The sequence below is a fragment of the Alkalihalobacillus sp. NPDC127517 genome (assembly GCF_050276055.1).
Classification (GTDB): Bacteria; Bacillota; Bacilli; order Bacillales; family Bacillaceae_D; genus Alkalicoccobacillus.
This window is the reverse complement of record NZ_JBNNQX010000001.1, coordinates 1-25,134: the sequence shown is the minus strand read 5'-3', so window position 1 is coordinate 25,134 and position 25,134 is coordinate 1. Positions and strand designations below refer to the sequence as shown.

The window sequence follows — 25,134 nt, the reverse complement described above, 5'->3', positions numbered from 1 at the left end:
TTTTTCTGACACGGGGACGTTTTGGATTCGACAGGAACAGGTCGTGCTTGCGTGGCGAGTCGTGGGGGTCGGCCACGTTAAAACGCCAAAGCCAATTAACTGGCAAAGAAAACAACAACTTCGCAGTAGCAGCGTAACAGCTCTTTTGCGGTTCCACCCTCCATCGCCCATGTGGTAGGACCTGGGACTCACTCTAAGTGGGCTACGCCTTTTCCCCTGCAGTCTGAAGGGGCAGGAAGAGAATAATCGGACTAGCCGTATCAAAGCCTGTTGCTGGGCTGAGATGACGGCGAAATGCTAATACAGTAACTACGCTCGTAGAAGCGTAAGTGTCGTTGTTTCTGGACGTGGGTTCGATTCCCACCGTCTCCATACATAGGGGTTCTTTGAACCTCGCCAAGCGTCACAAGCGATGAATCATTCACGCTTGTGGCTTTTTTATTGTAGTCTGTAACAAAGAGAGGGTTAAGAAAGATGTCGACAGAGCTCGTAGTAGGGGATTATTTCAAGCGTTTAAAAGAGAAAAATAGATACAACAAACAAGAACTGAAAACAATGCAAAACACCGTTCGAAACTTGCTTACAAGCTCAACCTCTTCAAACAAGCCAGGGATGCTATTAGGAAACATCCAATCTGGTAAAACACGTTCGTTTATTGGAGCAATGGGCTTAGCTTATGATAACGGATATGATGTGGTCGTTATTTTCACCAAGAATTCAAGTGCACTAGTTAAACAAACCTATGAACGAATTGAACAGGAGTACAGTGAAGCGATTGATCAAGATCAACTAGCTGTCTATGACATTATGAAAATGCCAGACAAGCTACGTAACTATGAATTAAAGAAAAAGTTAGTGATTGTGTTAAAAAAAGAAAAGAAGAACATGGAACGACTAGAAAAGCTGCTTTTCGAACAATATATCGTGTTAGCATCGCGCAAGCTTTTATTTATTGATGATGAGGCGGACTTTGCTTCTGTTGCGTATGAGAATGCGAAAGAAAAAAATATAGTAGAGTTACGAGTGATCGCTGGTCAAATTGATGATATAAGAGCAAAGCTTGTGAATGCTTCCTATTTACAAGTAACCGCAACACCATATTCACTATACTTGCAACCGGAAGACATGGCGATTCATGAACATAAAAGGTATCAACCGAAGCGTCCGGCGTTCACTGAGTTAGTACCGATTCATGATAAATATGTCGGAGGTAAGATGTACTTTGAACACTCAAAGGTTGATGATCATCCGGCGCGTTTTTTATACCATGAAATTCAAGAAGAAGAGCTGAAGATCTTAGCAAAGAGCGACAAACGTAGAGTAAAAGCAGATACCTTACTGACTAATCCGCGTATAGAGGGGATTCGAAGCGCTCTGATCAACTTTATCGTAGCAGGTAAGATTCGAAATCTGCAGCAGCGGAAGTTGGGCGATAGACTAGAAAAATATGCATTCATTATTCACACGATGACGTCAAAATCAGCTCATCAATGGCAGGAAGATGTTGCCATATTAATGGAAGAAAAACTGGTAGAAGCACTGAAGGATGATCCGGCAATTTTCGAAGAACTGATCCTTCATGCATATAATGATTTAAAAAGATCTAGACTGAGTGATGTATATTTTCCGTCTTTCACTGACGCACTAGAAAGTGTAAAAGAATCACTAATAGATCAAGAATTGTTGATTGAAATCGTCAACTCAGAAAAGGATGTAGAGAATCTCTTAGACAAGTCAGGACAGCTTAAATTACGTACACCCCTTAATTTATTTATAGGCGGTCAAATTTTAGATAGAGGGATCACGATCGGGAACTTGATTGGCTTTTATTACGGTCGTAACCCGCAAAGATTCCAACAGGATACGGTATTGCAGCATTCAAGGATGTATGGAGCACGCCCATTAGCGGATGTAGCCCTGACTCGTTTTTATACAACAAAGCGTATTTATTCTGTAATGGAGCGGATGCATGAGTTCGATAAAGAGCTACGCCAGGCATTTGAAACAGGCGCGAATGGTGGAGAAGTCACCTTTATTAGAAAAGATTTGCATAACAACATCATTCCTTGTAACCCAAATAAAATTCTTCTCTCCAGTATTCATACGTTAAAAGCAGGTAAACGATTGTTGCCTATAGGGTTTCAAACACTACCTAAAACCCAGTTAAAACCGAAGATGAACAAGATCGATGCCTTTGTAAAACAGTTGCGTGAGAATGCATTGAAAGTTGATTATGAAGACCGGCGCTCATTCCTCGTTCTTAAGGGGGATGCGGTACGATTGTTACAGCAAATCGCAGAGACGTATGTGATGCATGAGAACTATGAATGGGATCTAGAACAACATGTGGCGATCCTGAACTATTTAAATGAGGAAAACGAGACGAGGGATCGAGGCAAGGTTTGGATTGTTCTAAGGGAGAACCGGAACATTGGACGTATCAGACCTTCAACGAATAGCTTTGAAGATTCACCAGATACCGCACAGGATGAATTAAAAGTAGCGAGAAAGCTTGCAAAAACCGTTTCAGCACTGATTTTAACAAGGCAAAATGGACTGTTGGAGCAAGGATGGCGTGGTGGAGCTTTTTATTGGCCAGTGATTGTAACGCCACAAACAACCCAGACGACTATTTTTGCAAATAAGACGATTGATTGAATTTAGTCATTAAAAAAGCTCATCGCAGCACAATGCGATGAGCTTTTAATTTTAGTAGTGAAAACCAACTTCACGATCCCCTAAATCTTGAATGGGGCGATAGTTATTCGGGTACAAATCTTGAAAAGCTTGAAGCTGTTCCGCAGAGAGTGTGATAGAAGAATCACTCACACTCCATTTCACACCTTCCGAGCAAGGCGGGGTTGTAAGAGAACCGTCATATTGGAAAGTTGATAGATCAGTAGGAATTAGTTCATTAGGATTTAATTTGACCGTTTTAGTAGATGTTCCAACACGAGTCGGCATCCACTTCCACATATCTTTTAGCGTTTTATTATTTTTTCCTTCTTCCATTAATACCCCTAAAACAGCAAGATTGTCTTGCTCATCTTTATGTACTAGATGCACTTCCATTTCGTAGGATTCTCCTGCTAGCGTATGCTCACTCGGTGAATGAAAATGAAATTGAAGCAATTCAAATGTGGAGTCGCCAAGTGTTAATTGATTGGAAGGCTGACCTTTTTTCTCAACCACATTTGCTTGAATCGTATGACCATTGTTTTCAATGGAAAACTCTGTTCGCGCATAATCTAAATCTAGATTCCATTTTTCTTCGCCGACCTCGTTTGGCTCTAGCGCAATTGGGGATTGTTCGATGCCATTGGAGCAGGCTTTAAATTCAGAATCCAGCTCCCCCCAGAATTCAGGGCCTGTTGATCCGGAGTATGACCAATCACGAGATGGAGATGCGCTTGCAGTTAAACGATCATAGGGTGAAGAGATAATAGATGAGCTTGTCTGATTTTCGTGTGCAATCATTGCTTCAGGTAAAAAGGAAGTACTAGATAATAGAATGGTCGCTGCTACTGTAGTTTTTAAAAATGTGTTTGCTGGTTTCAAAGGAATGTCCCTCCAGATATATGAATGATCTCCATTATATCGCTAGAATGAAAGAATTAAGATTGGGAAAATAGTTTTACTAACTATGAGATTATCCATCTTTGGTGACTGTGGTAAGGGGGTTAATAGAGTCAAGCAAAATGAGGGGAGCCCGCGCATAGTAGGCTGAAAGTCGCGCAGGATGAAGGAAACCCGCGCACAGCAAGAGGAGAAACCCGTGTTAAGTCAAAGCACTCGGCCGACCTTCACGCATCAAAGCCTATCCAAAAACAAAAAACCGGACGAATCAACAGATTCATCCGGTCCTCTTTTTTCTTTTACAATGTCTCAACCAAAATACTTGCAATAACAATCGAACCGGTTGTAACAGTAGCGAACCCACCCATTAACATGGGAGTTACCATCCCGTTCATGATGGCTGCGCGCTCTTCTTCGTTTTCGCCGACTTCTCGTGCGACTTCCTCGCAAAGGATATAGTCTGCTGGAAAACCAAACAATGCTGTCAGAGCAACCGGTATTCCAAGGTTCTTTTCATATTTGAATAGTTTTGACATGATGAACCCACCGACCATGACACCAACTGTACCAATCAGACAAATCGTAAAGACCTGTGGAAGGTAGCTCATGAATACGTCCGGTGTAACTTGATCCATCGATGCAATGACAACAAGCATTAAGCTTGCCATAAAAATTCCTGTTGAGTTGGCTTTGTTTAGCATTTGCGGTTGCAAGATACCGAAATACGTTCCAACAATCCCAATGATTAAACAGAAAATCGAGTAGTTAATTCCTGTTACTGCTTCAAGGCCAATGGCGATAGAACCTGCAATGAACAGCTGAGCAAGTAGAACGATTGGTGTCTGGAATTTAGCAGGTAGTAATGATTTTCTTGTTTCCTCCGCGTGTGGATTTGCTGACATGGTTGTTGAACCTTTATATGAACCATCTTTTATGGATGCTTTAATAGATAATGCATGTTTTTTCAGAAAGTAAGAGGCAAATGGAATGCCTGCTAGTTTATGAATAGCAAGGATAAGTGCAGGTAGTACGGCAAGTGAAGCTAAACCAATTTGAGTCAATTTCTCACTTGTTAATAAGAAGGCAACGATTCCTCCTACAACCGGGCCTGCTCCTGAAACAGCTGTTTGATAATCAAAGAGTGCTGTAACAATTAATAGTACAAGACCAACGGCAAATAGAGAGCTGGTTACGGCGATGACGATCGGTTTCACTTGACCCTTAATTTGTGAAAAAGGAATAAGTGTACCAAGGTGTACGATTAATGGTGCGATAGCAAGCGAGCCAAATGTTTTTAGTAAAGAATCTGACATTAAACCGGCTGGAACAATACCTGTCCATAAAAGACCTAAATAGATCATTAACGAAGCCAGCAGCATAGGAACGCGAGCTTTTGTTAAAATGGAAATAAGCTCTCCTAATGCAAGGACTAGAAGCAAGATCATGGTGACAACAACTGGATTCATAATGATTTCCCCCAAACATTCTAAAAAAATGTGTTCATTTACTAATGTGTAAATTCAGTCTATTTAAATTGCGTGATAACATAAATAGTTCTGAATAATAAAAGCTATCATATCATATTCGTCAAGTTTCGACTATTTTCTTTTGATTTATTTTTCTGGGGAAGAGAGGAAATTATATGGATATTAGAACGGAAAGATTAACAATACGATCATTTAAGGAAAGAGATTGGGAGGAACTTTACGCATATACCAAGGATGCGAACGTCATGCACTTTATTCCAGAGGATCCTTTCTCACAGAATCAGGCTAAGGAATTTGTCATTAAGAATTCTTCAAAAAATGCACATTATGTTGCTGTTGTTTTAAATCGTACGGATATGTTAATTGGTCACCTTAGTTTTGCTCCATGTTTTGGTGACTTCACGTATGAAATTGGGTGGATCTTTAACCCTTCCTACTATAATAAAGGGTTTGCAACAGAAGCTGCCCTCGCAGTCCTTACTCATGCCTTCAAGTGTATGAACGTCCATCGAATCATTGCAACCTGCCAGCCTGAAAATCCAGCTTCGTATAAGATTATGGAGAAGTTAGGGATGAGAAGGGAAGGGTACTTTAAAAAATGTATTCCTTATCAGAATGATTGGTGGGATGAATACTATTATGCGATTTTGCGCGAAGAATATCTTCAAAGAAATTAATATCAAAGTATTCCGACAGATTTTTTCATTTTCCCTTTCTCTATTGGTTTCCCTAAAGGAAAAGATTTGGTATGATCGTATGGACATAAACATTTATCAAGTTGGATAAAGAGGGAGAGAGTTATGAGTAAACAATTGGTTTTTGGTCATAAAAATCCAGATACAGACACAATTACATCTGCTATTGTCTATGCAGAGCTTAAAAAGAAAGTAGGAGCGGACGTAGAAGCGGTTCGTTTAGGTGAAGTGAACGGGGAAACGGCGTTTGCGTTAGAGTATTTTAACATAGAGGCGCCACGTCTAGTTGATACGGTAGCAAATGAAGTATCAGATGTTATTCTTGTTGATCACAACGAGAAGCAACAAAGTGCAAACGACATTGAAGATGTACGTGTGGTTGAAGTGATTGACCACCATCGTATCGCAAACTTCGAGACGAATGAAGCTCTTTATTATCGTGCTGAGCCCGTTGGTTGTACGGCAACAATCCTTTTAAAATTGTTTAAAGAAAACAATGTAGAAGTAACAAAGGAACTTGCTGGGTTGATGCTTTCAGCAATTATTTCTGATTCTCTTTTATTTAAATCGCCAACATGCACGGATCAAGATGTGGCAGCAGCAAAAGAACTTGAAGCCATTGCAGGAGTAGATAGCCAAGTATATGGTTTGGAGATGCTTAAAGCAGGAGCAGACTTAAGCCAAAAAACAGTTCACGAACTGATCTCTTTAGATGCGAAAGAATTTGCAATGGGAGAGAAGAAGGTTGAGATCGCTCAAGTTAACACAGTAGACGTGCAGGATGTTCAGGCTCGTCAATCTGAGATTGAAGCAACGCTTGATCAAGTCATTTCAGAAAAAGGACTAGATTTGTTTGTTCTTGTCATTACAGACATCCTTGCAAATGATTCAGTGATTCTTGCTCTTGGAACCTCTACAGATGCGGTTGAAAAGGCATTTAACGTAACATTAGAGAATCATACAGCGAGCCTTCCTGGTGTCGTTTCTAGAAAAAAACAAGTGGTACCACCATTATCAGAAATTCTTCAATAAGAAGGCAACCAAGGACTCGGTGCACGTAACCGGGTTCTTTTTTAGATTTTCCCAAGATGTCTATGTTTTACGAACCCCTTATAACGGTTATAGAAAAATATACATAACGAGGGGAGACGGTTAAATGAAACGAATGGCCACGATCTTATTAGGAGTAACAGTCAGTCTTGGTTTAGTCGCTTGCGGGGAAGAAGAGCCAGCAACGGATGCATTTGAACCTGAATCAGACATTGAGGTGTCAGAAGGAACAGAGCCAGAAGCCTCAGCCGAATTGATGAGTGATGAAGGAGATTCAGTTGGCATGGTTAACTTTATTCTTTCTCCAGATGGAAAACTATTTGTAGAGGCTACGGTGAATGGGATGGAGCCTGGGTATCACGGGTTTCATTTACACGAGGCTCCAAGCTGCGAGCATGATCACAGTGATGGAGCCTTTACAACAGCTGAAGGGCACTATAATCCTGAAGGGGTAGATCATGGCGAGCATGCAGGGGATTTTCCTCCACTTTATGTGAATGAGGACGGAACCGCACAACTAACTTTTAGCTATGATCAATTTACTATAGAGGATCTAACGAATGAAACGTCAGTCATGATCCATGATGGTCCTGATAACTTAGGGCATATTCCTGACAGGTATCAATCTAGTGAACAAGACGAGACTGGACCTGATGATGAATCATTATCAACGGGAGATGCAGGTGACCGAGTGGCGTGTGGTGTCGTAGAGTCGAGTGAATAATAAAACAAACTGGTTCTCCCGAGGGGAGCCAGTTTGTTTTATTTATGCTGAAGCTTTTTGTAAGGTCAAAAAGCTAAAGAGAGGGATTAAAATGATTGCGCCGATCAATCCCCAAATAAAGAGAAGATCTGTTCCTCGATAGAAATCTATAACGATTTCAAAGAGTTTTTGATTCACAACGGGGATGATCAATGCAAGTACAAAGACTAATGCCACAATATACAGCGCTAGTTGTCCGAAGCGGTTCAGCAAACTAGCAAGGAAAAAGAGAAGAAATCCTACTAAAATGGTTAATAACAAATCCAGTCCAAAGTCTACAAAGAAACTAGTTTCAATGTTTAAGATGGAAGACCAAGACATAAAGGTTAGTGTATCTCTTAAAACAGAGCCTTGAAGAGTGGCAGCGATAAAAAGAACGATTTGGTGAACTAGGTTAAAGAGTACGGACATCCCAAGGATATAAACCATACTACCTAAAGTGAATTGATTACGTGTTAAACCAAGATGGATTGAGTAATCAAGATCTTCTTTGACTAAACGAAAAGCAGTGATAGCGACAAAGACAATGATTGGTGCGTTTGTTACAACAAACATATCCGGTACACCAACAAAAAATGCGATCAAATAAGAGGCTACAATGATCGTAAGTAAAATTGACCAAAAAATTGTTATGCTTTTTACAAGCTCAGAAGCATGAATTCGAAGTTGCGCAACTAACTGATTCATGTGAATGATTCCTCCTTATGATTTGTTAGATAAACCATTAATTGTTGTAAAGAGAGTTTTTGTCTGGAGCAGCTGGCCGGTATATGAAGACTTGCTAACTCTTCCGCGTCTTCAATATAAAGTGTGATGCTGTAATCTCCCATGAAATGAGACCGATCCAGTACCTTCCCTTTTGTTGCAAGAGCTTCAATGGCTTCCTTTGGTCCCTTTATAAGGAATGAACGCTCTTGAAGCTGTTCCACCGTCTCGTGTAGAGAGATCCGTCCTTTTTTCATGAAATAGATTTCTTGGAACAGATCGCTGACTTCGTCAATCAGGTGAGTGGATAGAATAATTGTTCGTGGATGCTCAGAATAATCCTCAATTAGTACCTCGTAAAATTGCTGCCGTGCATGGGCGTCCATGCCGATATATGGTTCATCAAAAATGGTTAGCGGAGATCTGCTAGCAATACCGACTGTAATGCCAAGAGCGGACTCCATTCCTTTTGAGAGCTGAGACACTTTTTTGTGATGAGGCAGCTCAAAGATCTCGAGAAGCTCAAGAGCCTTTTCAGCATTCCAATTAGGGTAAAAGGCAGGCATTGTTTTTAAGATTGTTTTAATTGTAAGGGTAGGCTTAAAGTTCTTACTTTCTCGGATAAAACAAATGTGATTTAACGTGTCGGAGTGGTTAAAGGGTTGATGGTTTTTGACTTTAACTTCTCCTGTATCTGGGAGTGTTTTTCCTGAAATGAGGTTTAATAAAGTTGTTTTACCTGCTCCGTTTCTTCCTAACAGTCCGTAGATAACATCCTCTTGAAATGAACAATTTACTTCGGTTAAAATTTGGTTTTTCTCGATTTTTTTTGAAACTTGTTGGACAGTTGCTTGAAACGTCATTTTTCATTTCCTCCTTCATCAATTAACAGTTTAATTTGGGTTTTACTAAGCTGAAGATACTCAGCTTCCTGTAGTAATGGAACAATATATCGCTCGTAAAACTCTACTTTACGTTCTTTCAGTAAAATCTCTTTGGCTCCCTCTGCAACAAACATCCCGACACCTCTTTTTTTGAATAAGATTTCTTGTTCGACAAGAAGGTTAATCCCTTTTGCTGCGGTAGCTGGGTTGATCTGATAATGCTTGGCAAATTGGTTTGTTGAAGGCACTTGTTCACCTTCTTTTGTTGTGCCGTTAATAATATCGTCCGCGATCCGTCTTGCAATTTGTTGGAAGATCGGTTGACTATCATCGATCGAATGAGACATCATTACCTCCTTGGTTCGTTACTAATGTAACTAACTATAGAACGTCGGTTGAATTGTGTCAACAAAAAAAGAATTAGATTATGAGGAAAGCATACGAAAAACACCTCTGAAGCATTGTTCTAGAGGTGTTTTTCTGCATTTAATTAATGTGTGCCAGAGTACGGAAACTGGTTGGAATATCCTGAAAATTGCTGGTAGCTTTGTTGTAATTTCTGTGGCGATTCGCTATCAATGGCATACAAACCTTTTTTAAACATGACATCATACAGATTACGTTGGCAATCCTGAGATTCTTGATAAATCGTGCTTATGTCCTGATAAAGCTCTGAATGACTGACCTCATTTTCAGCGACATCATATGAATGTGTGATGTACTTCTCAGTCGTCAGCATATCCGTGATGAATTCACGATCTGTCATTTGCGTATCTTTCGGAAATGATGTTTCTTGATTTTGAATTTTCATGTGAATTCTCCCTTCTTTTACTGTACAGTTGGTTGTTCAGTTGTTGGCTTCAGGTGATTAAGCAAACGCTCGTAATGGCGCTGGTGCATTTGTCCGGCTTGCGTGATCGCTTCTTTAATTTCTGTGTCCTGACAATAAGATGCATAGAAATTCGCTTTTTTCATCGCAAGTAGGTTCCAAGAAAGCATGTCGTTAAGGTAAAGATGATCCTTTACAGAGATAACCTGAGGTGGTTTCTGCATAAACCCTTGCTGCTGGTTAGCTTGTGTTCCTTGTTGTTGCTGTTGCATGATGTAGCCTCCTTTTTAATCAAACTGGCCATACGTCTTTAGTTTGAAAAATGTTGACGGTTTTTATCCATCCAAAATGCGTATCAATTGTAGAGGTACCGTAAATCGGACATAATAGCAGTAAGAACAACCTAGGGAGGCAACAAATATGAGTGTGACATTTTATCAGTATCCGAAATGTGGAACCTGTCGAAAAGCAAAAAAGTGGCTAGAAGATCATCAAGTTGATGTCAATTCAATACATATTGTTGAAGATCCACCTTCAAAAGAAACGTTAAAGGATTTGTACAATAAAAGCGGACTTGAATTAAAGAAATTTTTTAATACGAGTGGTCAAAAGTATAGGGAATTAGAACTAAAAGATAAGCTCGCATCAATGAGCGAAGATGAAATGCTAGAGGTCCTTTCTTCTGATGGAATGCTGATTAAACGACCGATTACAACAGATGGCGATAAAGTAACACTTGGATTTAAAGAAGAACAATTTGAACAAATCTGGAACTAACTCATTTTTTTTATAACGAAGTTCAGTTATAATAAATGCAGATTGGAACAAGTTGATGGAGGGGTTATGACATGACGAACAATTTACCAGCAGAACTTAAGTATTCAGAGGAACATGAATGGGTTAAAACAGAAGGAGATAAAGTTCGTATTGGAATTACAGACTTTGCTCAATCAGAGCTTGGGGATATCGTATTCGTTGAGCTTCCAGAGATTGGCGACGAAATCGAAGCGGACGAGCCATTTGGTAGTGTTGAATCAGTGAAAACAGTATCTGAATTATACGCACCAATCAGCGGTAAAGTTGTTGAGATTAATGAGAACTTAGATGACTCTCCAGAATTTGTGAATGAGTCACCTTACGAAAAAGCATGGATGATTGTTGTTGAACCTAAGGATGCAGGTGAAGTAGACAAGCTAATGTCTGCTGATGAGTACAACACAATGATTAGCGAAGACTAAATACGTACGGAAACCCTTCAATTTTTGGAGGGTTTTTTTGTGCGTTATCTCTTCTCTTTCTATAGAAGTTCGTATATGATTACTTAGGGAACCGAAATAGAAAGATATAGGAGAGGGCAAATGGCTCAATTTACAAAGGATTGGTCAACAAAAATTAAAGGATACAATCTGAACATTCGTCTATTTCTCTTGGCTTCTTTTATGCTGAATGTAGGAATGGGCATTTTTATGGTCATTTATAATTATTATATAAGAGAACTTGGCTATGCTGATGATGTAAACGGCCGAGTAATCGCCATGCAGGCAACGGCTACAGCAATTGCGTTACTTCCAGTAGGCTTGCTAAGCGATCGACTTGGGCGTAAGCGTCTCATTCTCATTGGTTCAATCATGGTCGCGGCAAGCTTGGTCTTGCGGAGTGTTGGTATCGCAGAAGATCTTTTAATTCTTGGAGCCTTCATCACAGGTTTTTTTATGGCATTTGTACAGGTAACAGCCATTCCACTCCTTGCAGAGAACTCGAAGGAATCTGAACGCGTCCATTTATTTAGCTTAAATGCGGCGATGATGATGGCTGCCAATGTTATAGGGAACTTATTTGGTGGAATATTAACCGACTCCCTACATACGTGGTTCGACATCTCCATGCTCGAGAGTGTCAGAATTACACTTTTAATTGGTGTGACCATTGTTTGTGTAGGGTTGATACCACTTATAAAAATAAAAGAAAAACGAAAGATAGCGTCGTTCCAAGCAGGACGATTGTCTGGATTCAAGCAGTTAGCTGAGAAAAAAGAATCCTTAAAATTAATTGTTTTATTTGCGTTGGCCAGCTTGTTAATCGGCTTTGGCTCAGGGCTGGTTATCCCATATTTAAATCTTTATTTCACGGATCGCTTTGATGTAAGTTATTCACTTGTAGGGATCATCCTGGCGCTCGGACAGGGGATGACAGCGGTCGCTATGATGATTGGACCGAGTGTGGTAAAACGATTTGGCGAGGTTAAAGCCGTTGTGCTACTTCAAATTGGATCACTACCATTTCTTTTGTTAAGCGCCTATACAGAAATTCTCTGGCTCGCCGTCATTGGATTTTTGTTCAGGCAGGCCTTAATGAATGCTGGAAACCCAATTCACTCAGCACTTATGATGCGATTGGTTGACCCCTCTATGCGTGGTCTCGCCAACTCATTAGGGCAAATGGTCTTTCAATTAGGTTGGGCAATCATGGGACCGGTGTCTATGGGCATTGTGTTAATGTATGGTTCGTATACAGGCTATGCCATTGTTTTTACAATTACCGCATGTCTCTATTTAATTGGTTCTGTTTACTTCTATTTTGTATTTGGCCGGAAGCAGAAAGATATTCCAGCCCCTCTAGTCGTTGAAAAAAGTTGACCAGTTTATGATTGCATGCTATGATTTTCCCAACTTAGTACAAAATTAAATAAACTCTTATCAAGAGTGGCGGAGGGACTGGCCCTACGATGCCCGGCAACCACGGAATCTCACAGATTCTGCAGGTGCTAATTCCAGCAAAGTAACGAATGTTGCTTTGACAGATGAGAGAGGGATATATGAAAACCTTCTGCTTATCTGCATGAGGTTTTTTTGTTTTAGTACGAATAGAAAGTGAGGATTACGCTTGTGATAACACTTAAAGGATTAAAGAAAGTTTTTGAATTAAAAAGTGGAGCCGTTACTGCAGTAGATGGTGTTGACTTAACAATCGAAAAAGGCGGTATCTTTGGCATCATCGGTTATAGTGGTGCAGGAAAGAGTACACTCATTCGTATGTTGAACATGTTAGAGCGCCCGACTAGTGGCGAAGTAAACATAGATGGAGAAGACATATCCAATTTATCAAAAAAAGAGCTCCGGAGATCCCGTCAAGAAATGGGAATGATCTTTCAACACTTCAACCTACTATGGTCTCGTACGGTATACGATAACATCGCCTTTCCTCTCGAAATCGCAGGGGTTAAAGGTGAAGAAAAAGATCAACGAGTTAAGGAACTAATTAAGCTTGTTGGGCTGGATGGAAGAGATGCAAGTTATCCTTCTCAGCTAAGTGGAGGACAAAAACAGCGTGTGGGAATTGCAAGAGCTCTTGCAAACAATCCGAAGGTGCTCCTATGTGATGAAGCCACTTCAGCCCTGGATCCAAAAACGACTGAATCCATCTTAGATTTGTTAGTGGATATCAATCAGAAGCTTAAGCTAACGATTGTATTGATTACACACGAAATGCATGTTATCCGTAAGATTTGTTCCGAGGTAGCTGTAATGGAGAATGGACAAATCGTTGAAAAAGGCCCTGTACTTGATGTGTTCCGACACCCTAAGGAAGAAATGACAAAAGAGTTCCTTAAACAAATTACAGAGCACGATGATACAGAAGAAACCATCCAAGAGCTTTTAGACGATGCAGGATCTGGAGACATTGTTCAGTTAACGTTCTCAGGAACGAGCGCAGAACGACCATTAATCTCAGAACTCATTCGTACATTTACAATTGATGTATCCATTCTTCACGGTAAGATTACAAAGGTTCAAGGTGGATCGTATGGAACCTTGTTTATCCAGATTACCGGTGATGATGCAGAAAAGAAAAAAGCATTAGATTATATTATGACCAAAGAGGTTGAAGCGGAGGTGTTACGCCGTGACTGAAGCATTATTTCCAAATGTTCGTTGGGATCGTATCTGGGATGCAACCCTTGAAACCATCTATATGACAGGAATTTCTTTAATCGCTACATTTATTCTTGGTATTCTGCTCGGATTACTGTTATATTTAACTGGTAAGGGTAACTTATGGGCCAATAAGCCGATTAATACGGTGATTGGTGCTTATGTAAATATCACACGATCGATACCATTTGTCATTCTTTTGATTTTAATTATTCCATTTACTAAGTTATTGGTTGGGACAATTCTTGGACCAACTGCTGCCTTGCCTGCACTGATTATTGGGGCGGCGCCATTTTATGCACGTATGGTTGAAATTGCTTTAAGAGAAATTGACCGTGGTGTGATTGAAGCGGCCCAATCGATGGGAGCAACATCTTCAACCATCATCTTTAAAGTATTACTACCAGAATCTACACCTGCACTTATCTCAGGTATTACAGTTACAACAATTGCAATGATCGGATACACGGCCATGGCTGGAATTGTTGGTGGTGGAGGACTCGGAACACTTGCTTACCAGGAAGGGTTCCAACGAAATAATAGTGATGTAACATTGGTGGCTACAGTTGTCATTCTACTAATCGTATTTGTTGTACAGTGGATCGGCGACCTTCTCACATATAAAACAGATAAACGCTAAAAAATCAGATGGGGGATGGAAACATGAAAAAAATCTTAGGTACGCTTGGAACAGCAAGTCTTGTATTAGCTCTAGCGGCATGCGGAACTTCTGGGGACGATGAAAGTAACAATGAAGGTAGCACAGGAGGAGACACTCCAGCAGAAGAGGAAACGTCAACTATTAAAATCAGTGCTTCTAATACACCTCATGCAGAGATTTTAGAAGAAGCAGCTAGTACTTTAGAAGAAGAAGGAATTGAGCTTGATGTAATCATTGCTCAGGATTACAACATTCCAAATATTGCCTTAGACGATGAAGAAGTAGATGCAAACTTCTTCCAACATCAGCCTTACCTTGATCAGCAAACAGAAGAATTTGGTTATGATTTTGCTGTAGCTGGTGCTATTCACATTGAGCCGTATGCACTGTATTCATCCGAATATGATAGTGCTGATGATATTCCTGAAGGTGGCACGATTATCTTTAGTAATAACGTTGCTGAAGAAGGACGCGCACTTCATTTATTAGCTCAAGAAGGTTTAATTACACTTGCTGATGGCGTTGGCTATGAAGCAACATTAGATGATATTGAAGAAAATCCAAAAAACCTTCAATTTAGAAATGATGTAGATGCATCTCTTCTACCTCAACTGTATCAAAACAATGAAGGCGATGCGTTGATTATTAATGCGAACTATGCACTTGAAATTGACCTGAATCCAACAGATGACGGTCTTATTACCGAGTCTGGTGATGCTGAAAACCCATTTGCTAACTTGATTGTTGTACGTGCAGGTGATGAGGAACGTGAAAATATCAAAAAATTAGTTGAAGTTCTGCATTCTGATGAGATTACAACCTTCATTAATGAGAAATATGAAGGTGCAGTTGTACCTGTACAAGAATAAAGGATAAAGCACACCTAACTCGGGTGTGCTTTTTTCATCGCATAACTTCTCACCAACCCGCTCATACTACTGACATACGAATATATAAGTAGAAGGAGTTTGAGGCTCATGGAACAGCAACAATCTAAGCAGGATAATACGATTCAAGAGGCACTTCACACGTACAAAGAAGGGCTTCATTCATTTACACAGAAGCTACCTCACATTGCGAAGAGTTATAATAAGTTCACAGAGTCCTGCTTTGAAGAAGGTACATTAACGAAAAAGGGGAAACAATTAATTGCCCTTGGAATTAGTGTTTATTCTCAGGATGAGTATTGCATTATTTACCACACAAAAGGATGTCTTGACCAAGGATGTAGTGAAGATGAAATACTTGAGTCGGTCGGAGTAGCAGCAGCATTTGGTGGCGGAGCTGCAATGAGCCAAGGTGTAACCCTTGTCCAAGAGGCGATACAGAAGCTTGGAAACAAATCAACAAAGCAAGCGTTTCAATAATAACAATGAGATCTAGCAGCACCCTTTGGTGTTGCTACTTTTTTTTGTTATAATGAAGTTTCGCCTAGTAGGCTCGACACCTTGAACTCAGGTTGGATTTGTTATAAGATTAGAATGAGAATAGAATGATAATAAGTAAATTGAACGGCTGTGTGAATTTTGTTTGTACAGCACATACATTGGAGGTAGTGAAAATGGCAGCATCACATTTAAAAATTGAGAACTTGAACGTTTCAATAGAAGGAAAACACATTCTAAGAGATTTTAGCTTAGACGTAAAAGGTGGAGAAATCCATGCAATCATGGGGCCAAACGGTACAGGTAAATCAACGTTAGCTTCTGCAATTATGGGTCATCCTAAGTATGAAATCACAAGTGGTTCAATCCATCTTGATGGTGAAGATGTACGTGAAATGGAAGTGGACGAGCGTGCACAAGCTGGTCTTTTCCTTGCAATGCAATACCCAAGTGAAATCAGTGGAATTACAAATGCAGACTTCCTTCGTTCAGCAATTAATGCTGGAAAAGAAGAAGGCGAAGAAATCTCTCTAATGAAATTCATTCGTAAAATGGATTCAAAAATGGATGTACTAGATATGGATCAATCTTTCTCTCAACGTTACCTTAACGAAGGATTCTCAGGTGGAGAGAAGAAACGTAACGAAATTCTTCAACTTCTTATGCTTGAGCCGAAAATTGCGATTCTAGATGAAATTGACTCTGGTCTTGATATTGATGCACTTAAAGTTGTTTCAAAAGGTGTAAACGAAATGCGCGGAGAAGATTTCGGTTGCTTAATTATTACTCACTACCAACGTCTGTTGGACTACATTACTCCTGATAAAGTCCACGTTATGATGCAAGGACGTATTGTTAAATCTGGTGGTCCAGAGCTTGCAGAACGTCTTGAAGCAGAAGGTTATGACTGGATCAAAACAGAGCTTGGTATTGAAGACGAGCGCGTAAATCAGGAAGCATAATAAAAGTAGATCAACAATAAAGGGTGGGTATATATGCCAGTTGAGACAAACGTACAAGTTTGGCAGGATGCTGTCCAAACATTATCTAAGGAACTGAACGAACCAAAATGGCTAAATGAACTGCGTATAAACGCCGTTTCTCAGGTGGAATCACTTGAATTGCCTAAACCAGATAAAACAAAGATTGAAAAATGGAACTTTACTTCTTTTACACATGAGCTAGTTGAGAATAAAGTGGTAACATCTCTGGATGCTCTTCCTGAGAGCATCCAATCTCTTATTGAGAAAGATGTACAAAACGTAATCGTTCAAGAAAACGGAGATACAACATTCAGCAAAGTATCTGAAGAGCTTGCTAAGCAGGGTGTCATCTTCACAGACTTGCGTACAGCAGTTCAAGAACATGCTGATTTGTTGAAGAAATACCTCTTTACTGAAGTCGTTGATTCTACGGAAAACCGTTTAACGGCTATCAATGCAGCACTTATGGCTGGTGGAGTGTTTGTCTACGTTCCAAGAAACGTAGAAGTAGAGCTTCCATTACAAGCTGTGTATGCGCAAAACCAAGCAGATGGTGGATTGTTTAACCATGTTGTCATTGTGGCTGAAGATAACAGCTCTGTGACTTACGTTGAAAACTACTCATCTACTGGGGATAAAGCATCTCTTGCAAACATTATTGCTGAAGTACACGTTGGTGCGAATGCACGCGTTTCCTTCGGTGCAGTCGATAACTTGGATGATCAAGTCACTTCGTATATTGTACGTCGTGGACATGTAGCTCGAGATGGCCGTCTGGAATGGGCTCTTGGTCTAATGAACAACGGTAATACAGTGGCTGAAAATACAACTCATCTAATTGGTGATGGTTCTACAGCTGATACGAAGTCTGTAACAGTTGGTACAGGTTCTCAAAAACAAAACATCACAACGACAATTTTCCATCACGGTAAAAACTCTGACGGACAAATCTTAAAACATGGTGTAATGAAGGAATCTGCATCAACCATCTTTAACGGAATTTCTAAGATTGAGCATGGTGCATCTAAGTCAAACGGTGAGCAAACAGAACGTATTTTAATGCTTAGCGAGAAGGCAAGAGGAGACGCTAACCCAATCCTTCTTATTGATGAAGATGATGTAACGGCAGGTCACGCTGCATCCGTTGGACGTATTGATCCACTTCAAATGTTCTACTTGATGAGTCGTGGAATTTCTCGTAAAGAAGCAGAGCGCTTGGTTATTCACGGGTTCCTTGCCCCTGTTGTAAATGAACTTCCAATCGATTCCGTAAAAGAACGTCTACGTGAAGCGATTGAAAGGAAAGTTAAGTAATGCATGCGGCTGAAATCAAGAAGCTTTTCCCGCTTCTTGATCAACATGTTAATGGTAAACCACTTGTTTACCTTGACAGTGCCGCCACTTCTCAAAAGCCTTATACCGTGATTGAGAAGCTGGATGATTACTATCGTCGCTACAACTCAAACGTACACAGAGGTGTTCATACACTTGGGACTATGGCAACAGATGAGTATGAAGGGGCTAGAGAAAAGGTTCGCGCTTTTCTTGGTGCTGCTTCTACTGAAGAAATCATCTTTACTCGTGGGACAACAACGGCACTTAACCTTGTTGCCAGATGCTATGGAACAGCGAACCTAACGGAAGGTGATGAAATAGTGATCACTCCGATGGAGCATCATAGTAATATCATTCCTTGGCAACAAGTAGCTAAAGCGACAGGAGCAACTCTTAAGTATTTAACACTACTTGAAGATGGCACGATCGATATGGACGAGGCACAGACGACGATTTCATCAAACACAAAAATCGTATCTGTGATGCAAGTGTCAAATGTGCTTGGAACCATTAATCCAATTAAAGAGTTAACACAGCTTGCTCATCAGCATGGAGCCGTTATGGTCGTGGACGGAGCTCAATCAGCTCCTCACATGAAGGTGAATGTCCAGGAATTGGATTGCGATTTTTTTGCCTTTTCAGGACATAAGCTTGGTGGACCTACCGGAATCGGTGTATTATATGGGAAGAAGCAATTGCTTCAGAACATGGAACCGTATGAGTTCGGTGGCGAAATGATTGACTTTGTTGGGTTATATGAATCCACGTGGAAAGAGCTTCCTTGGAAGTTTGAAGGTGGCACACCAATCATTGCTGGTGCGATTGGACTTGGTGCGGCCATTGATTTTATAGAAGATTTAGGGCTTGATACAATTAAGGCTCACGAGCAGGAGCTTGTCTCTTATTCGTTTGAGCGCTTATCAGAAATTGACGGATTAACGATCTTTGGTCCAAAAGAACGGGCCGGTGTAGTGACTTTCCAATTAGATGATATCCACCCGCATGATATTGCGACAGTACTTGATGCTGAGGGCATTGCTGTTCGGGCAGGACATCATTGTGCACAGCTTTTAATGAAGTGGCTTAAGGTTTCTGCAACAGCCCGTGCCAGCTACTATGTGTACAATACGAAGGAAGACATTGACGCTTTAAAAGATGGATTAGTTCAAACAAAGGAGTATTTCGGTGATGGCTTCTAATAATCTCGACACGCTCTATCGTCAGGTGATTATGGATCACTATAAGAACCCTCGTAACCAAGGTGAGTTCTCTGACGATACATTAACCGTGAACTTAAATAATCCTACTTGTGGAGATCGTGTTCAAATTCAAATGAAAGTGGAAGACGGACAGGTCGAAGCCGCTAAATTTGAAGGAGAAGGCTGTTCAATCAGTATGGCATCTGCATCCATGATGACTCAGGCCATTAAAGGTATGAAAGTCGAAGATGCATTAAAGATGTCTGAAATATTCTCTAACATGATGCTTGGTAAGGACTATGATGAAGACTTGTTTGATTTAGGTGACATTGAAGCATTACAGGGAGTTACTAAATTCCCTGCTCGCATAAAGTGTGCCACTCTTGCCTGGAAGGCAATGGAACAAGGGCTGAACGAGAAAGACAAATAAGCAAGTTGATTCTCATTAGGAGGGATTCACAATGGCAAAGAAAATGCCTGATATTGGTGAATATAAATATGGATTTTCAGACCGTGACGTATCGATCTTCCGTTCTGGACGTGGCCTAACAAAAGAAATCGTTGAAGAAATTTCACGTATGAAGGATGAGCCGCAATGGATGCTTGACTTCCGTCTGAAATCACTTGAGCTTTTCTACAAAATGCCTATGCCTCAATGGGGCGGCGATCTTTCAGAGCTAGACTTTGATGATATTACGTATTACGTAAAAGCATCTGAGCAAACAGAACGCTCTTGGGACGAGGTACCAGAAGAAATTAAAAACACGTTTGATAAGCTTGGGATTCCTGAAGCAGAGCAAAAGTATCTTGCTGGTGTATCTGCACAGTATGAGTCTGAGGTTGTTTATCACAACATGAAGCAAGAGCTTACGGATCTTGGAATTATCTTTAAAGATACAGATTCAGCTCTTCGTGAAAATGAAGATATCTTCAAAAAGCACTTTGGTTCCATTATCCCTCCAGCGGATAACAAATTTGCTGCACTAAACTCAGCTGTATGGTCTGGTGGATCATTCATCTATGTACCTAAAGGTGTAAAAACGGAAACGCCTCTACAAGCGTACTTCCGTATTAACTCTGAGAACATGGGTCAGTTTGAGCGTACGTTGATCATCGCTGATGAAGATAGCTCTGTTCACTACGTAGAAGGCTGTACAGCACCAGTTTACACAACAAACTCACTTCACAGTGCAGTAGTTGAGATCATTGTTAAGGACAATGCATATTGCCGGTACACAACCATCCAGAACTGGGCACCTAACATCTTTAACCTCGTGACAAAACGTGCGGTTGCAGATGCTGGCGCAACAATGGAATGGGTTGATGGAAATATTGGATCTAAATTAACAATGAAGTACCCAGCCGTGATCATGCGTGGAGAAGGAGCAAAAGGAACAATCCTTTCCATCGCTATCGCTGGTAAAGGACAGCACCAGGATGCAGGAGCGAAAGTCACTCACCTTGCACCTAACTGTTCTTCTACAATCGTATCTAAATCGATTTCTAAGCATGGTGGTAAAGTAACATACCGTGGAATTTGCCACTTTGGACGTCGCTCAGAAGGATCAAAATCTAAGATTGAGTGCGATACTCTAATCATGGATAACCAATCCACATCTGATACGATTCCTTACAATGAAATCTTAAATAACAACATCACGCTTGAGCACGAAGCGACGGTATCAAAAGTATCTGAAGATCAACTCTTCTACTTAATGAGCCGTGGAATCTCTGAGCAAGAAGCAACAGAGATGATCGTTATGGGCTTCATCGAGCCATTTACCAAAGAACTTCCAATGGAATATGCAGTTGAGATGAACCGTCTGATCTCCTTTGAAATGGAAGGATCAATTGGATAATTAGGAAATATTAAAAGCGAGTCCTTAGTGGGCTCGCTTTTTTGTATAGAATTAAATTCTTGAGTGTTAAAGAGGGTGTTTATCCAGTGAAAATATCACCCTTAGGATATTGTACTTTTCTCTTGTCGGCTTTTGCTAAGGCAAAAGCAAACGTAATAGGACCAATTCGTCCAATAAACATAAGTAGACAAATGACTAGCTTTCCTGCTACAGATAAATCTGCTGTAATACCCATGGATAAACCGACTGTTCCAAACGCAGAGAAAGCTTCAAATGCAAGTTCAAGGAACGTTGCGCCCTCAGTAATTGTCAGTACGAAGATTCCTCCTAATACAAATAGTAAGCTCGTCACAATGATTGCAAAAGAACGTGTAATAATTGCAGGGGCAAGGGCACGCTGGAAAATAACAGGTTCCTTGCTTCCTCTGATGTAACTAATCATAGCAATGATCGTTACAAGAAAGGTCGTGAGCTTGATCCCACTTCCCGTAGAAGCACTCCCTGCTCCAATGAACATTAGACCCATCGTTAAAAATAGCGAGCTGCTTTCCATACTACCCGTATCAAGTGAGTTAAACCCAGCCGTTCTTGGTGTAACAGCTTGAAAATAGGAGCTCCAAAGCTGATCACCTAAAGGTAGGGTAGCGATCGTTGCCGGATTACCATATTCTAAACCGAATATTAGAAGCGTCGCGACAACATTTATGCTTAATGTTCCAATTAACATAACCTTTGTGTGCAGGGAGAGATGCTTAAATGTTCGCTTAGACACAAGTTCATAAATCACTGTGAATCCTACCCCACCTGTAATAAATAACAGGGTGATTACACTATTTATGAGAGGGTCTCCTTGGTAGCCAATTAAACTATCAGACCAAGTTGAAAAACCGGCATTGTTAAAAGCGGAAATGGAATGAAATAAACTCATAAATAATCCGTCGCCTAATCCATATTCGGGAACCCATCTAAAGGCAAGAAGGGCTGTGGCAAACAATTCCATACTGATTGAAAAAAGTAGAACAAGTTTAACTAGTTGAACCATGTTGCCCATTGCATGCTGGTTAAAGGATTCTTGTACAAGCACTAAGTCTTTTAATCCAATTCGCTTGCCTAGTAGGAGTACGATAAAAATAGTGAAGGTCATTAGACCAAGTCCACCAATTTGAATCAAGATCATAATGACGGTCTGGCCAAATAGCGTAAAATCGACACCCGTGTCTAAAACGACAAGGCCGGTTACAGTTGTAGCCGAAGTAGCTGTAAAGAAGGCATCTAGTATAGTCATTGGTTGATGTGTGGCGATGGGAAGCATTAACAGAATGGTTCCTACAAGAATAATAAAGAAAAAACCTAACGCAAGCGTCTGGGGTGGAGATCTATGAAAAAGAACTCTCTTTATTATGCTCATCTCAGAGGCCTTTCTCTTCAAAGCGTTTAATGTCTTTTTTTAGACCAATGATAATGAGTAAATCATTTGTTTGCAAAACGGCCTCTGGCATTGGCGATGCATTGAGCCGGTTTTCTCTTTTTATGGCCAAGATGTTTATTTTATATTTTCTTCTTAGATCTAACGAACCAAGTGATTTGCCATTTACTTTATCCGTAGCATATAGCTCAGCGATACTGTAGTCATCTTCAAGATCGATATAGTCAATGATTTTTTTGGTATCCATGAACTGAGCAATTCGAATACCCATCTCATACTCTGGATGGATAATGCGGTCAGCTCCAATTTTCTCTAATACTTTATGGTGATGTTCATTCTGAGCTTTTGTCCAGACATTTTGAATACCTAGCTCTTTTAATACAAGCGTTGTCAGGATACTTGATTGTATGTCGTTTCCTATGGCCACCACCACATGGCTGCAATTTGTAATGCCAGCTAAGGATAGCGTTTGTTCATCTGTCGTGTCCATTTGGATACTATGAGTTGCATGGTTTGCGTATTCATTGACTCGATCGGCATCTCGATCGATGGCAAGCACTTCATGTCCAGACTTATAAAGCTCTTTGCACACACTTCCTCCGAATCGACCTAATCCAATCACTGCAACTTGTTTGTGCGTATGTTTCGCCATCATTCTTCGTCCTCTCCATTTATGAACATATCTATGATGTTCAGTTATCCTTCGTCCCTCAATATGAACGCTTACGAGATTAGTTGTCGGATTAGGAGCCATGAGTGCCCCTTCTATAATTAGATTCACCCCAGGACGTTACAGTGTGCGTTTGTCTGTTCTTTCTCTCCCGTTTTATCAAAAGATAAATTAAGCGATTTGAAGAAAATGAAGTTGTCAGAAGTAATTTACTCCTATAAAATTCAAGTGTCAACTTAATTTTTTTTGTCGTTATAAAAGCACCTTGTTCTTTCATATTTAATTAGATTTTTTTAAATACAGAAAATGGGAACGTTAGTTAGAGGTGTTTTCGTGATATAATTTTAAGTAAATCACTAACTATATATCTGAAAAGAGGGAGTCTTTTGTTATCTCCTACCTATCAAAGGTACTTTAATTTATTCCTAATTCCAGTCATTGTTTTATGCATTGGTTATTTCCTTATTCCAGTTTCTTACCCTATTATCTCGGCATTTATAGTTGGGCTTATCCTGACACCACTTGTGAAGTGGTGCAGTCACTTACTTAAGGTAAACCGTGTGGTCTCTGTAACCATTATCTTTACGTTGTTTTTGTTATTTATGGTGACCTTCTTTTTTGTGGCTATTACACAATTGATTACTCAAGGGATTTCCTTTTTTGAGAATCTCCCTTCCTATCTAACAAATATTAATGAGAGTTGGAACGCCTTTGTTATAGAAGTTGAAACCAGTTTTTCAAACTTTCCTGACGTTGTTCTTTCATCCATCAATGAGCAAATTACATTATTCTTAAATGAAATGCGATCAACAGTCATTCAATTAGATATTATTTCGGCCATTACAGCTGCACTTACGAGAATTCCTGGCTACTTAGTTTCGTTTCTTGTCTTTATCATTGCGTTGTTTCTGTTTATGGTTGAAATGCCAAGACTTAAAACTGCTTTCTATAGCAATTTCTCTGAGGGAGTCAATCAACGAATTCAGTTTATGGTTGGACGATTTTCCAAGGTCATTTCTGGATTTTTAAAAGCTCAGTTTATAGTCAGTATTCCAATCTTCATTGTTTCGTTAATTGGGCTCTTTATCATTACACCAAACGTTGCGTTAACCATGGCAATCATCATCTGGATCATAGATTTTATTCCATTGATCGGTTCAATTGTTATTTTGGCACCTTGGGCAACATACCTTTTGTTAACTGGAGATACGTCTACAGGTATTCAATTATTTGTACTTGCGGCTATCCTTTTAATTATGCGAAGAACCATTGAGCCTAAAGTGATGGGTGAGCAAATTGGCCTTTCTCCTTTAGCTACTCTGATTTCGATGTATTTAGGAGCACAATTGATTGGCTTTACAGGTTTAATTATTGGTCCACTCGTTGTGATTGGATTTAACTCAGCACGTGAAGCAGGTATCATAAAAATGCCTAAACGAATCTAACCTAATGTAATAAAGAGAGCGGGACATAGCTTAAAATTGAGGATTAAATCTCGAACATAGCAACAAATCCGCTACTGGAGAATCCCTCGCACCCGCGCGGAACGGCCTCAGCCCCTTTCGCGGGAAGGGCGCCGCTACAGTGTCTTCACCGCGTTCTGTTCCGTAGGAGCATTCCTGTGGGTTTTCTTTTGACCTATTTACACAAAAAAAGTCCTCCGTTAAGATGCAAGTAATCACACAAAACATCAAA

At 40.2% G+C, this 25,134-nt stretch carries 26 protein-coding genes, 1 other RNA gene and 2 riboswitches; of the genes, 18 read left to right on the top strand and 9 right to left on the bottom strand.

Features of this window, described 5'->3' with window-relative positions; genetic code table 11:
• The first annotated feature begins 12 nt into the window (after positions 1–12).
• Both ssrA and ACQKKO_RS00130 read left to right on the top strand, forming a co-directional pair.
• Positions 13–375: a transfer-messenger RNA gene (gene ssrA / locus ACQKKO_RS00135) on the top strand.
• A 99-nt stretch (positions 376–474) separates the two neighbouring features.
• Complete coding sequence (locus tag ACQKKO_RS00130; RefSeq protein WP_498643159.1) at positions 475–2,658, top strand: Z1 domain-containing protein; 2,184 nt, start codon at positions 475–477, stop codon at positions 2,656–2,658.
• A 51-nt stretch (positions 2,659–2,709) separates the two neighbouring features.
• On the opposite strand, the gene ACQKKO_RS00125 is transcribed toward ACQKKO_RS00130, so the two are convergent.
• Together ACQKKO_RS00125 and ACQKKO_RS00120 are read right to left on the bottom strand one after the other, a co-directional pair.
• Complete coding sequence (locus ACQKKO_RS00125) at positions 2,710–3,558, bottom strand: carbonic anhydrase (protein ID WP_498643158.1); 849 nt, start codon at positions 3,556–3,558, stop codon at positions 2,710–2,712.
• 317 nt (positions 3,559–3,875) lie between these two features.
• On the bottom strand, positions 3,876–5,042 hold the full coding sequence (locus ACQKKO_RS00120; RefSeq protein WP_498643157.1) for a hypothetical protein: 1,167 nt from the start codon (positions 5,040–5,042) through the stop codon (positions 3,876–3,878).
• 176 nt (positions 5,043–5,218) lie between these two features.
• Between ACQKKO_RS00120 and ACQKKO_RS00115 the strand changes: the two genes are divergently transcribed.
• The 3 genes from ACQKKO_RS00115 (at position 5,219) to ACQKKO_RS00105 (ending at position 7,532) form a co-directional block, all read left to right on the top strand.
• Positions 5,219–5,740, top strand: a complete 522-nt coding sequence (locus ACQKKO_RS00115) for a GNAT family N-acetyltransferase (RefSeq protein WP_498643156.1) — start codon at positions 5,219–5,221, stop codon at positions 5,738–5,740.
• A gap of 123 nt (positions 5,741–5,863) precedes the next feature.
• A complete protein-coding gene (locus ACQKKO_RS00110; RefSeq protein WP_498643155.1) occupies positions 5,864–6,790 on the top strand; it encodes a manganese-dependent inorganic pyrophosphatase in 927 nt (308 codons plus the stop codon).
• A gap of 124 nt (positions 6,791–6,914) precedes the next feature.
• Positions 6,915–7,532 carry a superoxide dismutase family protein gene (locus tag ACQKKO_RS00105; RefSeq protein WP_498643154.1) on the top strand — a complete coding sequence of 206 codons (618 nt, stop codon included), beginning with the start codon at positions 6,915–6,917 and terminating at the stop codon, positions 7,530–7,532.
• Positions 7,533–7,574: 42 nt separating this feature from the next.
• Here the strand turns inward: ACQKKO_RS00105 and ACQKKO_RS00100 are convergent, their stop codons facing one another.
• The 5 genes from ACQKKO_RS00100 to ACQKKO_RS00080 form a co-directional block, all read right to left on the bottom strand.
• Entirely contained in the window at positions 7,575–8,258 is a 684-nt protein-coding gene (locus tag ACQKKO_RS00100; RefSeq protein WP_498643153.1) for a DUF4052 family protein, read from the bottom strand.
• Positions 8,255–9,139 (bottom strand): ATP-binding cassette domain-containing protein, encoded by an 885-nt coding sequence (locus ACQKKO_RS00095; RefSeq protein ID WP_498643152.1) that lies wholly within the window; start codon positions 9,137–9,139, stop codon positions 8,255–8,257. The genes ACQKKO_RS00100 and ACQKKO_RS00095 overlap by 4 nt, the downstream gene beginning before the upstream one ends.
• A complete protein-coding gene (locus ACQKKO_RS00090) occupies positions 9,136–9,507 on the bottom strand; it encodes a GntR family transcriptional regulator (protein WP_498643151.1) in 372 nt (123 codons plus the stop codon). Before ACQKKO_RS00090 ends, ACQKKO_RS00095 begins: the two co-directional genes overlap by 4 nt.
• A 143-nt stretch (positions 9,508–9,650) precedes the next feature.
• Positions 9,651–9,971 carry a spore coat protein gene (locus tag ACQKKO_RS00085; protein ID WP_498643150.1) on the bottom strand — a complete coding sequence of 107 codons (321 nt, stop codon included), beginning with the start codon at positions 9,969–9,971 and terminating at the stop codon, positions 9,651–9,653.
• Between the two features lie 17 nt (positions 9,972–9,988).
• A complete protein-coding gene (locus tag ACQKKO_RS00080) occupies positions 9,989–10,261 on the bottom strand; it encodes a hypothetical protein (RefSeq protein ID WP_498643149.1) in 273 nt (90 codons plus the stop codon).
• Positions 10,262–10,409: 148 nt separating this feature from the next.
• Here ACQKKO_RS00080 and ACQKKO_RS00075 point away from each other — a divergent pair, with 148 nt between their 5' ends.
• From ACQKKO_RS00075 to sufB, 12 genes are all read left to right on the top strand, one after another.
• Positions 10,410–10,766, top strand: a complete 357-nt coding sequence (locus tag ACQKKO_RS00075) for an arsenate reductase family protein (protein ID WP_498643148.1) — start codon at positions 10,410–10,412, stop codon at positions 10,764–10,766.
• 71 nt (positions 10,767–10,837) lie between these two features.
• Positions 10,838–11,227 carry a glycine cleavage system protein GcvH gene (gene gcvH / locus ACQKKO_RS00070; protein WP_498643147.1) on the top strand — a complete coding sequence of 130 codons (390 nt, stop codon included), beginning with the start codon at positions 10,838–10,840 and terminating at the stop codon, positions 11,225–11,227.
• A gap of 120 nt (positions 11,228–11,347) precedes the next feature.
• A complete protein-coding gene (locus ACQKKO_RS00065) occupies positions 11,348–12,625 on the top strand; it encodes an MFS transporter (RefSeq protein WP_498643146.1) in 1,278 nt (425 codons plus the stop codon).
• A gap of 54 nt (positions 12,626–12,679) precedes the next feature.
• A riboswitch (SAM riboswitch) is annotated at positions 12,680–12,796 on the top strand.
• Positions 12,797–12,874: 78 nt separating this feature from the next.
• Complete coding sequence (locus ACQKKO_RS00060; protein WP_498643145.1) at positions 12,875–13,900, top strand: methionine ABC transporter ATP-binding protein; 1,026 nt, start codon at positions 12,875–12,877, stop codon at positions 13,898–13,900.
• A complete protein-coding gene (locus tag ACQKKO_RS00055) occupies positions 13,893–14,561 on the top strand; it encodes a methionine ABC transporter permease (RefSeq protein WP_498643144.1) in 669 nt (222 codons plus the stop codon). The genes ACQKKO_RS00060 and ACQKKO_RS00055 overlap by 8 nt, the downstream gene beginning before the upstream one ends.
• A gap of 23 nt (positions 14,562–14,584) precedes the next feature.
• Positions 14,585–15,451 (top strand): MetQ/NlpA family ABC transporter substrate-binding protein, encoded by an 867-nt coding sequence (locus tag ACQKKO_RS00050; RefSeq protein WP_498643143.1) that lies wholly within the window; start codon positions 14,585–14,587, stop codon positions 15,449–15,451.
• A gap of 108 nt (positions 15,452–15,559) precedes the next feature.
• A complete protein-coding gene (locus ACQKKO_RS00045) occupies positions 15,560–15,949 on the top strand; it encodes a carboxymuconolactone decarboxylase family protein (RefSeq protein ID WP_498643142.1) in 390 nt (129 codons plus the stop codon).
• Between the two features lie 194 nt (positions 15,950–16,143).
• On the top strand, positions 16,144–16,929 hold the full coding sequence (gene sufC / locus ACQKKO_RS00040; protein WP_479828248.1) for a Fe-S cluster assembly ATPase SufC: 786 nt from the start codon (positions 16,144–16,146) through the stop codon (positions 16,927–16,929).
• A 33-nt stretch (positions 16,930–16,962) separates the two neighbouring features.
• Complete coding sequence (gene sufD, locus ACQKKO_RS00035) at positions 16,963–18,264, top strand: Fe-S cluster assembly protein SufD (protein ID WP_498643141.1); 1,302 nt, start codon at positions 16,963–16,965, stop codon at positions 18,262–18,264.
• Entirely contained in the window at positions 18,264–19,484 is a 1,221-nt protein-coding gene (locus ACQKKO_RS00030; RefSeq protein WP_498643140.1) for a cysteine desulfurase, read from the top strand. The genes sufD and ACQKKO_RS00030 overlap by 1 nt, the downstream gene beginning before the upstream one ends.
• Entirely contained in the window at positions 19,474–19,914 is a 441-nt protein-coding gene (gene sufU, locus ACQKKO_RS00025) for a Fe-S cluster assembly sulfur transfer protein SufU (protein WP_479828254.1), read from the top strand. Before ACQKKO_RS00030 ends, sufU begins: the two co-directional genes overlap by 11 nt.
• A gap of 31 nt (positions 19,915–19,945) precedes the next feature.
• Positions 19,946–21,343, top strand: a complete 1,398-nt coding sequence (gene sufB, locus ACQKKO_RS00020; protein ID WP_498643139.1) for a Fe-S cluster assembly protein SufB — start codon at positions 19,946–19,948, stop codon at positions 21,341–21,343.
• Between the two features lie 79 nt (positions 21,344–21,422).
• Here the strand turns inward: sufB and ACQKKO_RS00015 are convergent, their stop codons facing one another.
• Both ACQKKO_RS00015 and ACQKKO_RS00010 read right to left on the bottom strand, forming a co-directional pair.
• Positions 21,423–22,751: a TrkH family potassium uptake protein gene (locus ACQKKO_RS00015; RefSeq protein WP_498643138.1), complete on the bottom strand. Its 1,329-nt coding sequence runs from the start codon at positions 22,749–22,751 to the stop codon at positions 21,423–21,425.
• Position 22,752: 1 nt separating this feature from the next.
• Complete coding sequence (locus tag ACQKKO_RS00010) at positions 22,753–23,421, bottom strand: potassium channel family protein (protein ID WP_498643137.1); 669 nt, start codon at positions 23,419–23,421, stop codon at positions 22,753–22,755.
• A 52-nt stretch (positions 23,422–23,473) separates the two neighbouring features.
• Positions 23,474–23,627: riboswitch (cyclic di-AMP (ydaO/yuaA leader) on the bottom strand.
• Positions 23,628–23,825: 198 nt separating this feature from the next.
• Between ACQKKO_RS00010 and ytvI the strand changes: the two genes are divergently transcribed.
• Positions 23,826–24,884: a sporulation integral membrane protein YtvI gene (ytvI, locus tag ACQKKO_RS00005; RefSeq protein WP_498643136.1), complete on the top strand. Its 1,059-nt coding sequence runs from the start codon at positions 23,826–23,828 to the stop codon at positions 24,882–24,884.
• Positions 24,885–25,134: the final 250 nt, after the last annotated feature.

Coding starts and splice junctions, on each gene's coding strand:
- ACQKKO_RS00015 (WP_498643138.1), bottom strand. CDS start 22,751: ATGAGCATAATAAAGAGAGTTCTTTTTCATAGATCTCCACCCCAGACG.
- sufD (WP_498643141.1), top strand. CDS start 16,963: ATGCCAGTTGAGACAAACGTACAAGTTTGGCAGGATGCTGTCCAAACA.
- sufU (WP_479828254.1), top strand. CDS start 19,474: ATGGCTTCTAATAATCTCGACACGCTCTATCGTCAGGTGATTATGGAT.
- ACQKKO_RS00045 (WP_498643142.1), top strand. CDS start 15,560: ATGGAACAGCAACAATCTAAGCAGGATAATACGATTCAAGAGGCACTT.
- ACQKKO_RS00080 (WP_498643149.1), bottom strand. CDS start 10,261: ATGCAACAGCAACAACAAGGAACACAAGCTAACCAGCAGCAAGGGTTT.
- ACQKKO_RS00110 (WP_498643155.1), top strand. CDS start 5,864: ATGAGTAAACAATTGGTTTTTGGTCATAAAAATCCAGATACAGACACA.
- ACQKKO_RS00075 (WP_498643148.1), top strand. CDS start 10,410: ATGAGTGTGACATTTTATCAGTATCCGAAATGTGGAACCTGTCGAAAA.
- ACQKKO_RS00050 (WP_498643143.1), top strand. CDS start 14,585: ATGAAAAAAATCTTAGGTACGCTTGGAACAGCAAGTCTTGTATTAGCT.
- sufB (WP_498643139.1), top strand. CDS start 19,946: ATGGCAAAGAAAATGCCTGATATTGGTGAATATAAATATGGATTTTCA.
- ACQKKO_RS00010 (WP_498643137.1), bottom strand. CDS start 23,421: ATGGCGAAACATACGCACAAACAAGTTGCAGTGATTGGATTAGGTCGA.
- ACQKKO_RS00120 (WP_498643157.1), bottom strand. CDS start 5,042: ATGAATCCAGTTGTTGTCACCATGATCTTGCTTCTAGTCCTTGCATTA.
- ACQKKO_RS00105 (WP_498643154.1), top strand. CDS start 6,915: ATGAAACGAATGGCCACGATCTTATTAGGAGTAACAGTCAGTCTTGGT.
- ACQKKO_RS00030 (WP_498643140.1), top strand. CDS start 18,264: ATGCATGCGGCTGAAATCAAGAAGCTTTTCCCGCTTCTTGATCAACAT.
- ACQKKO_RS00090 (WP_498643151.1), bottom strand. CDS start 9,507: ATGTCTCATTCGATCGATGATAGTCAACCGATCTTCCAACAAATTGCA.
- ACQKKO_RS00095 (WP_498643152.1), bottom strand. CDS start 9,139: ATGACGTTTCAAGCAACTGTCCAACAAGTTTCAAAAAAAATCGAGAAA.
- ACQKKO_RS00115 (WP_498643156.1), top strand. CDS start 5,219: ATGGATATTAGAACGGAAAGATTAACAATACGATCATTTAAGGAAAGA.
- gcvH (WP_498643147.1), top strand. CDS start 10,838: ATGACGAACAATTTACCAGCAGAACTTAAGTATTCAGAGGAACATGAA.
- ACQKKO_RS00065 (WP_498643146.1), top strand. CDS start 11,348: ATGGCTCAATTTACAAAGGATTGGTCAACAAAAATTAAAGGATACAAT.
- ACQKKO_RS00130 (WP_498643159.1), top strand. CDS start 475: ATGTCGACAGAGCTCGTAGTAGGGGATTATTTCAAGCGTTTAAAAGAG.
- ACQKKO_RS00085 (WP_498643150.1), bottom strand. CDS start 9,971: ATGAAAATTCAAAATCAAGAAACATCATTTCCGAAAGATACGCAAATG.
- ACQKKO_RS00100 (WP_498643153.1), bottom strand. CDS start 8,258: ATGAATCAGTTAGTTGCGCAACTTCGAATTCATGCTTCTGAGCTTGTA.
- sufC (WP_479828248.1), top strand. CDS start 16,144: ATGGCAGCATCACATTTAAAAATTGAGAACTTGAACGTTTCAATAGAA.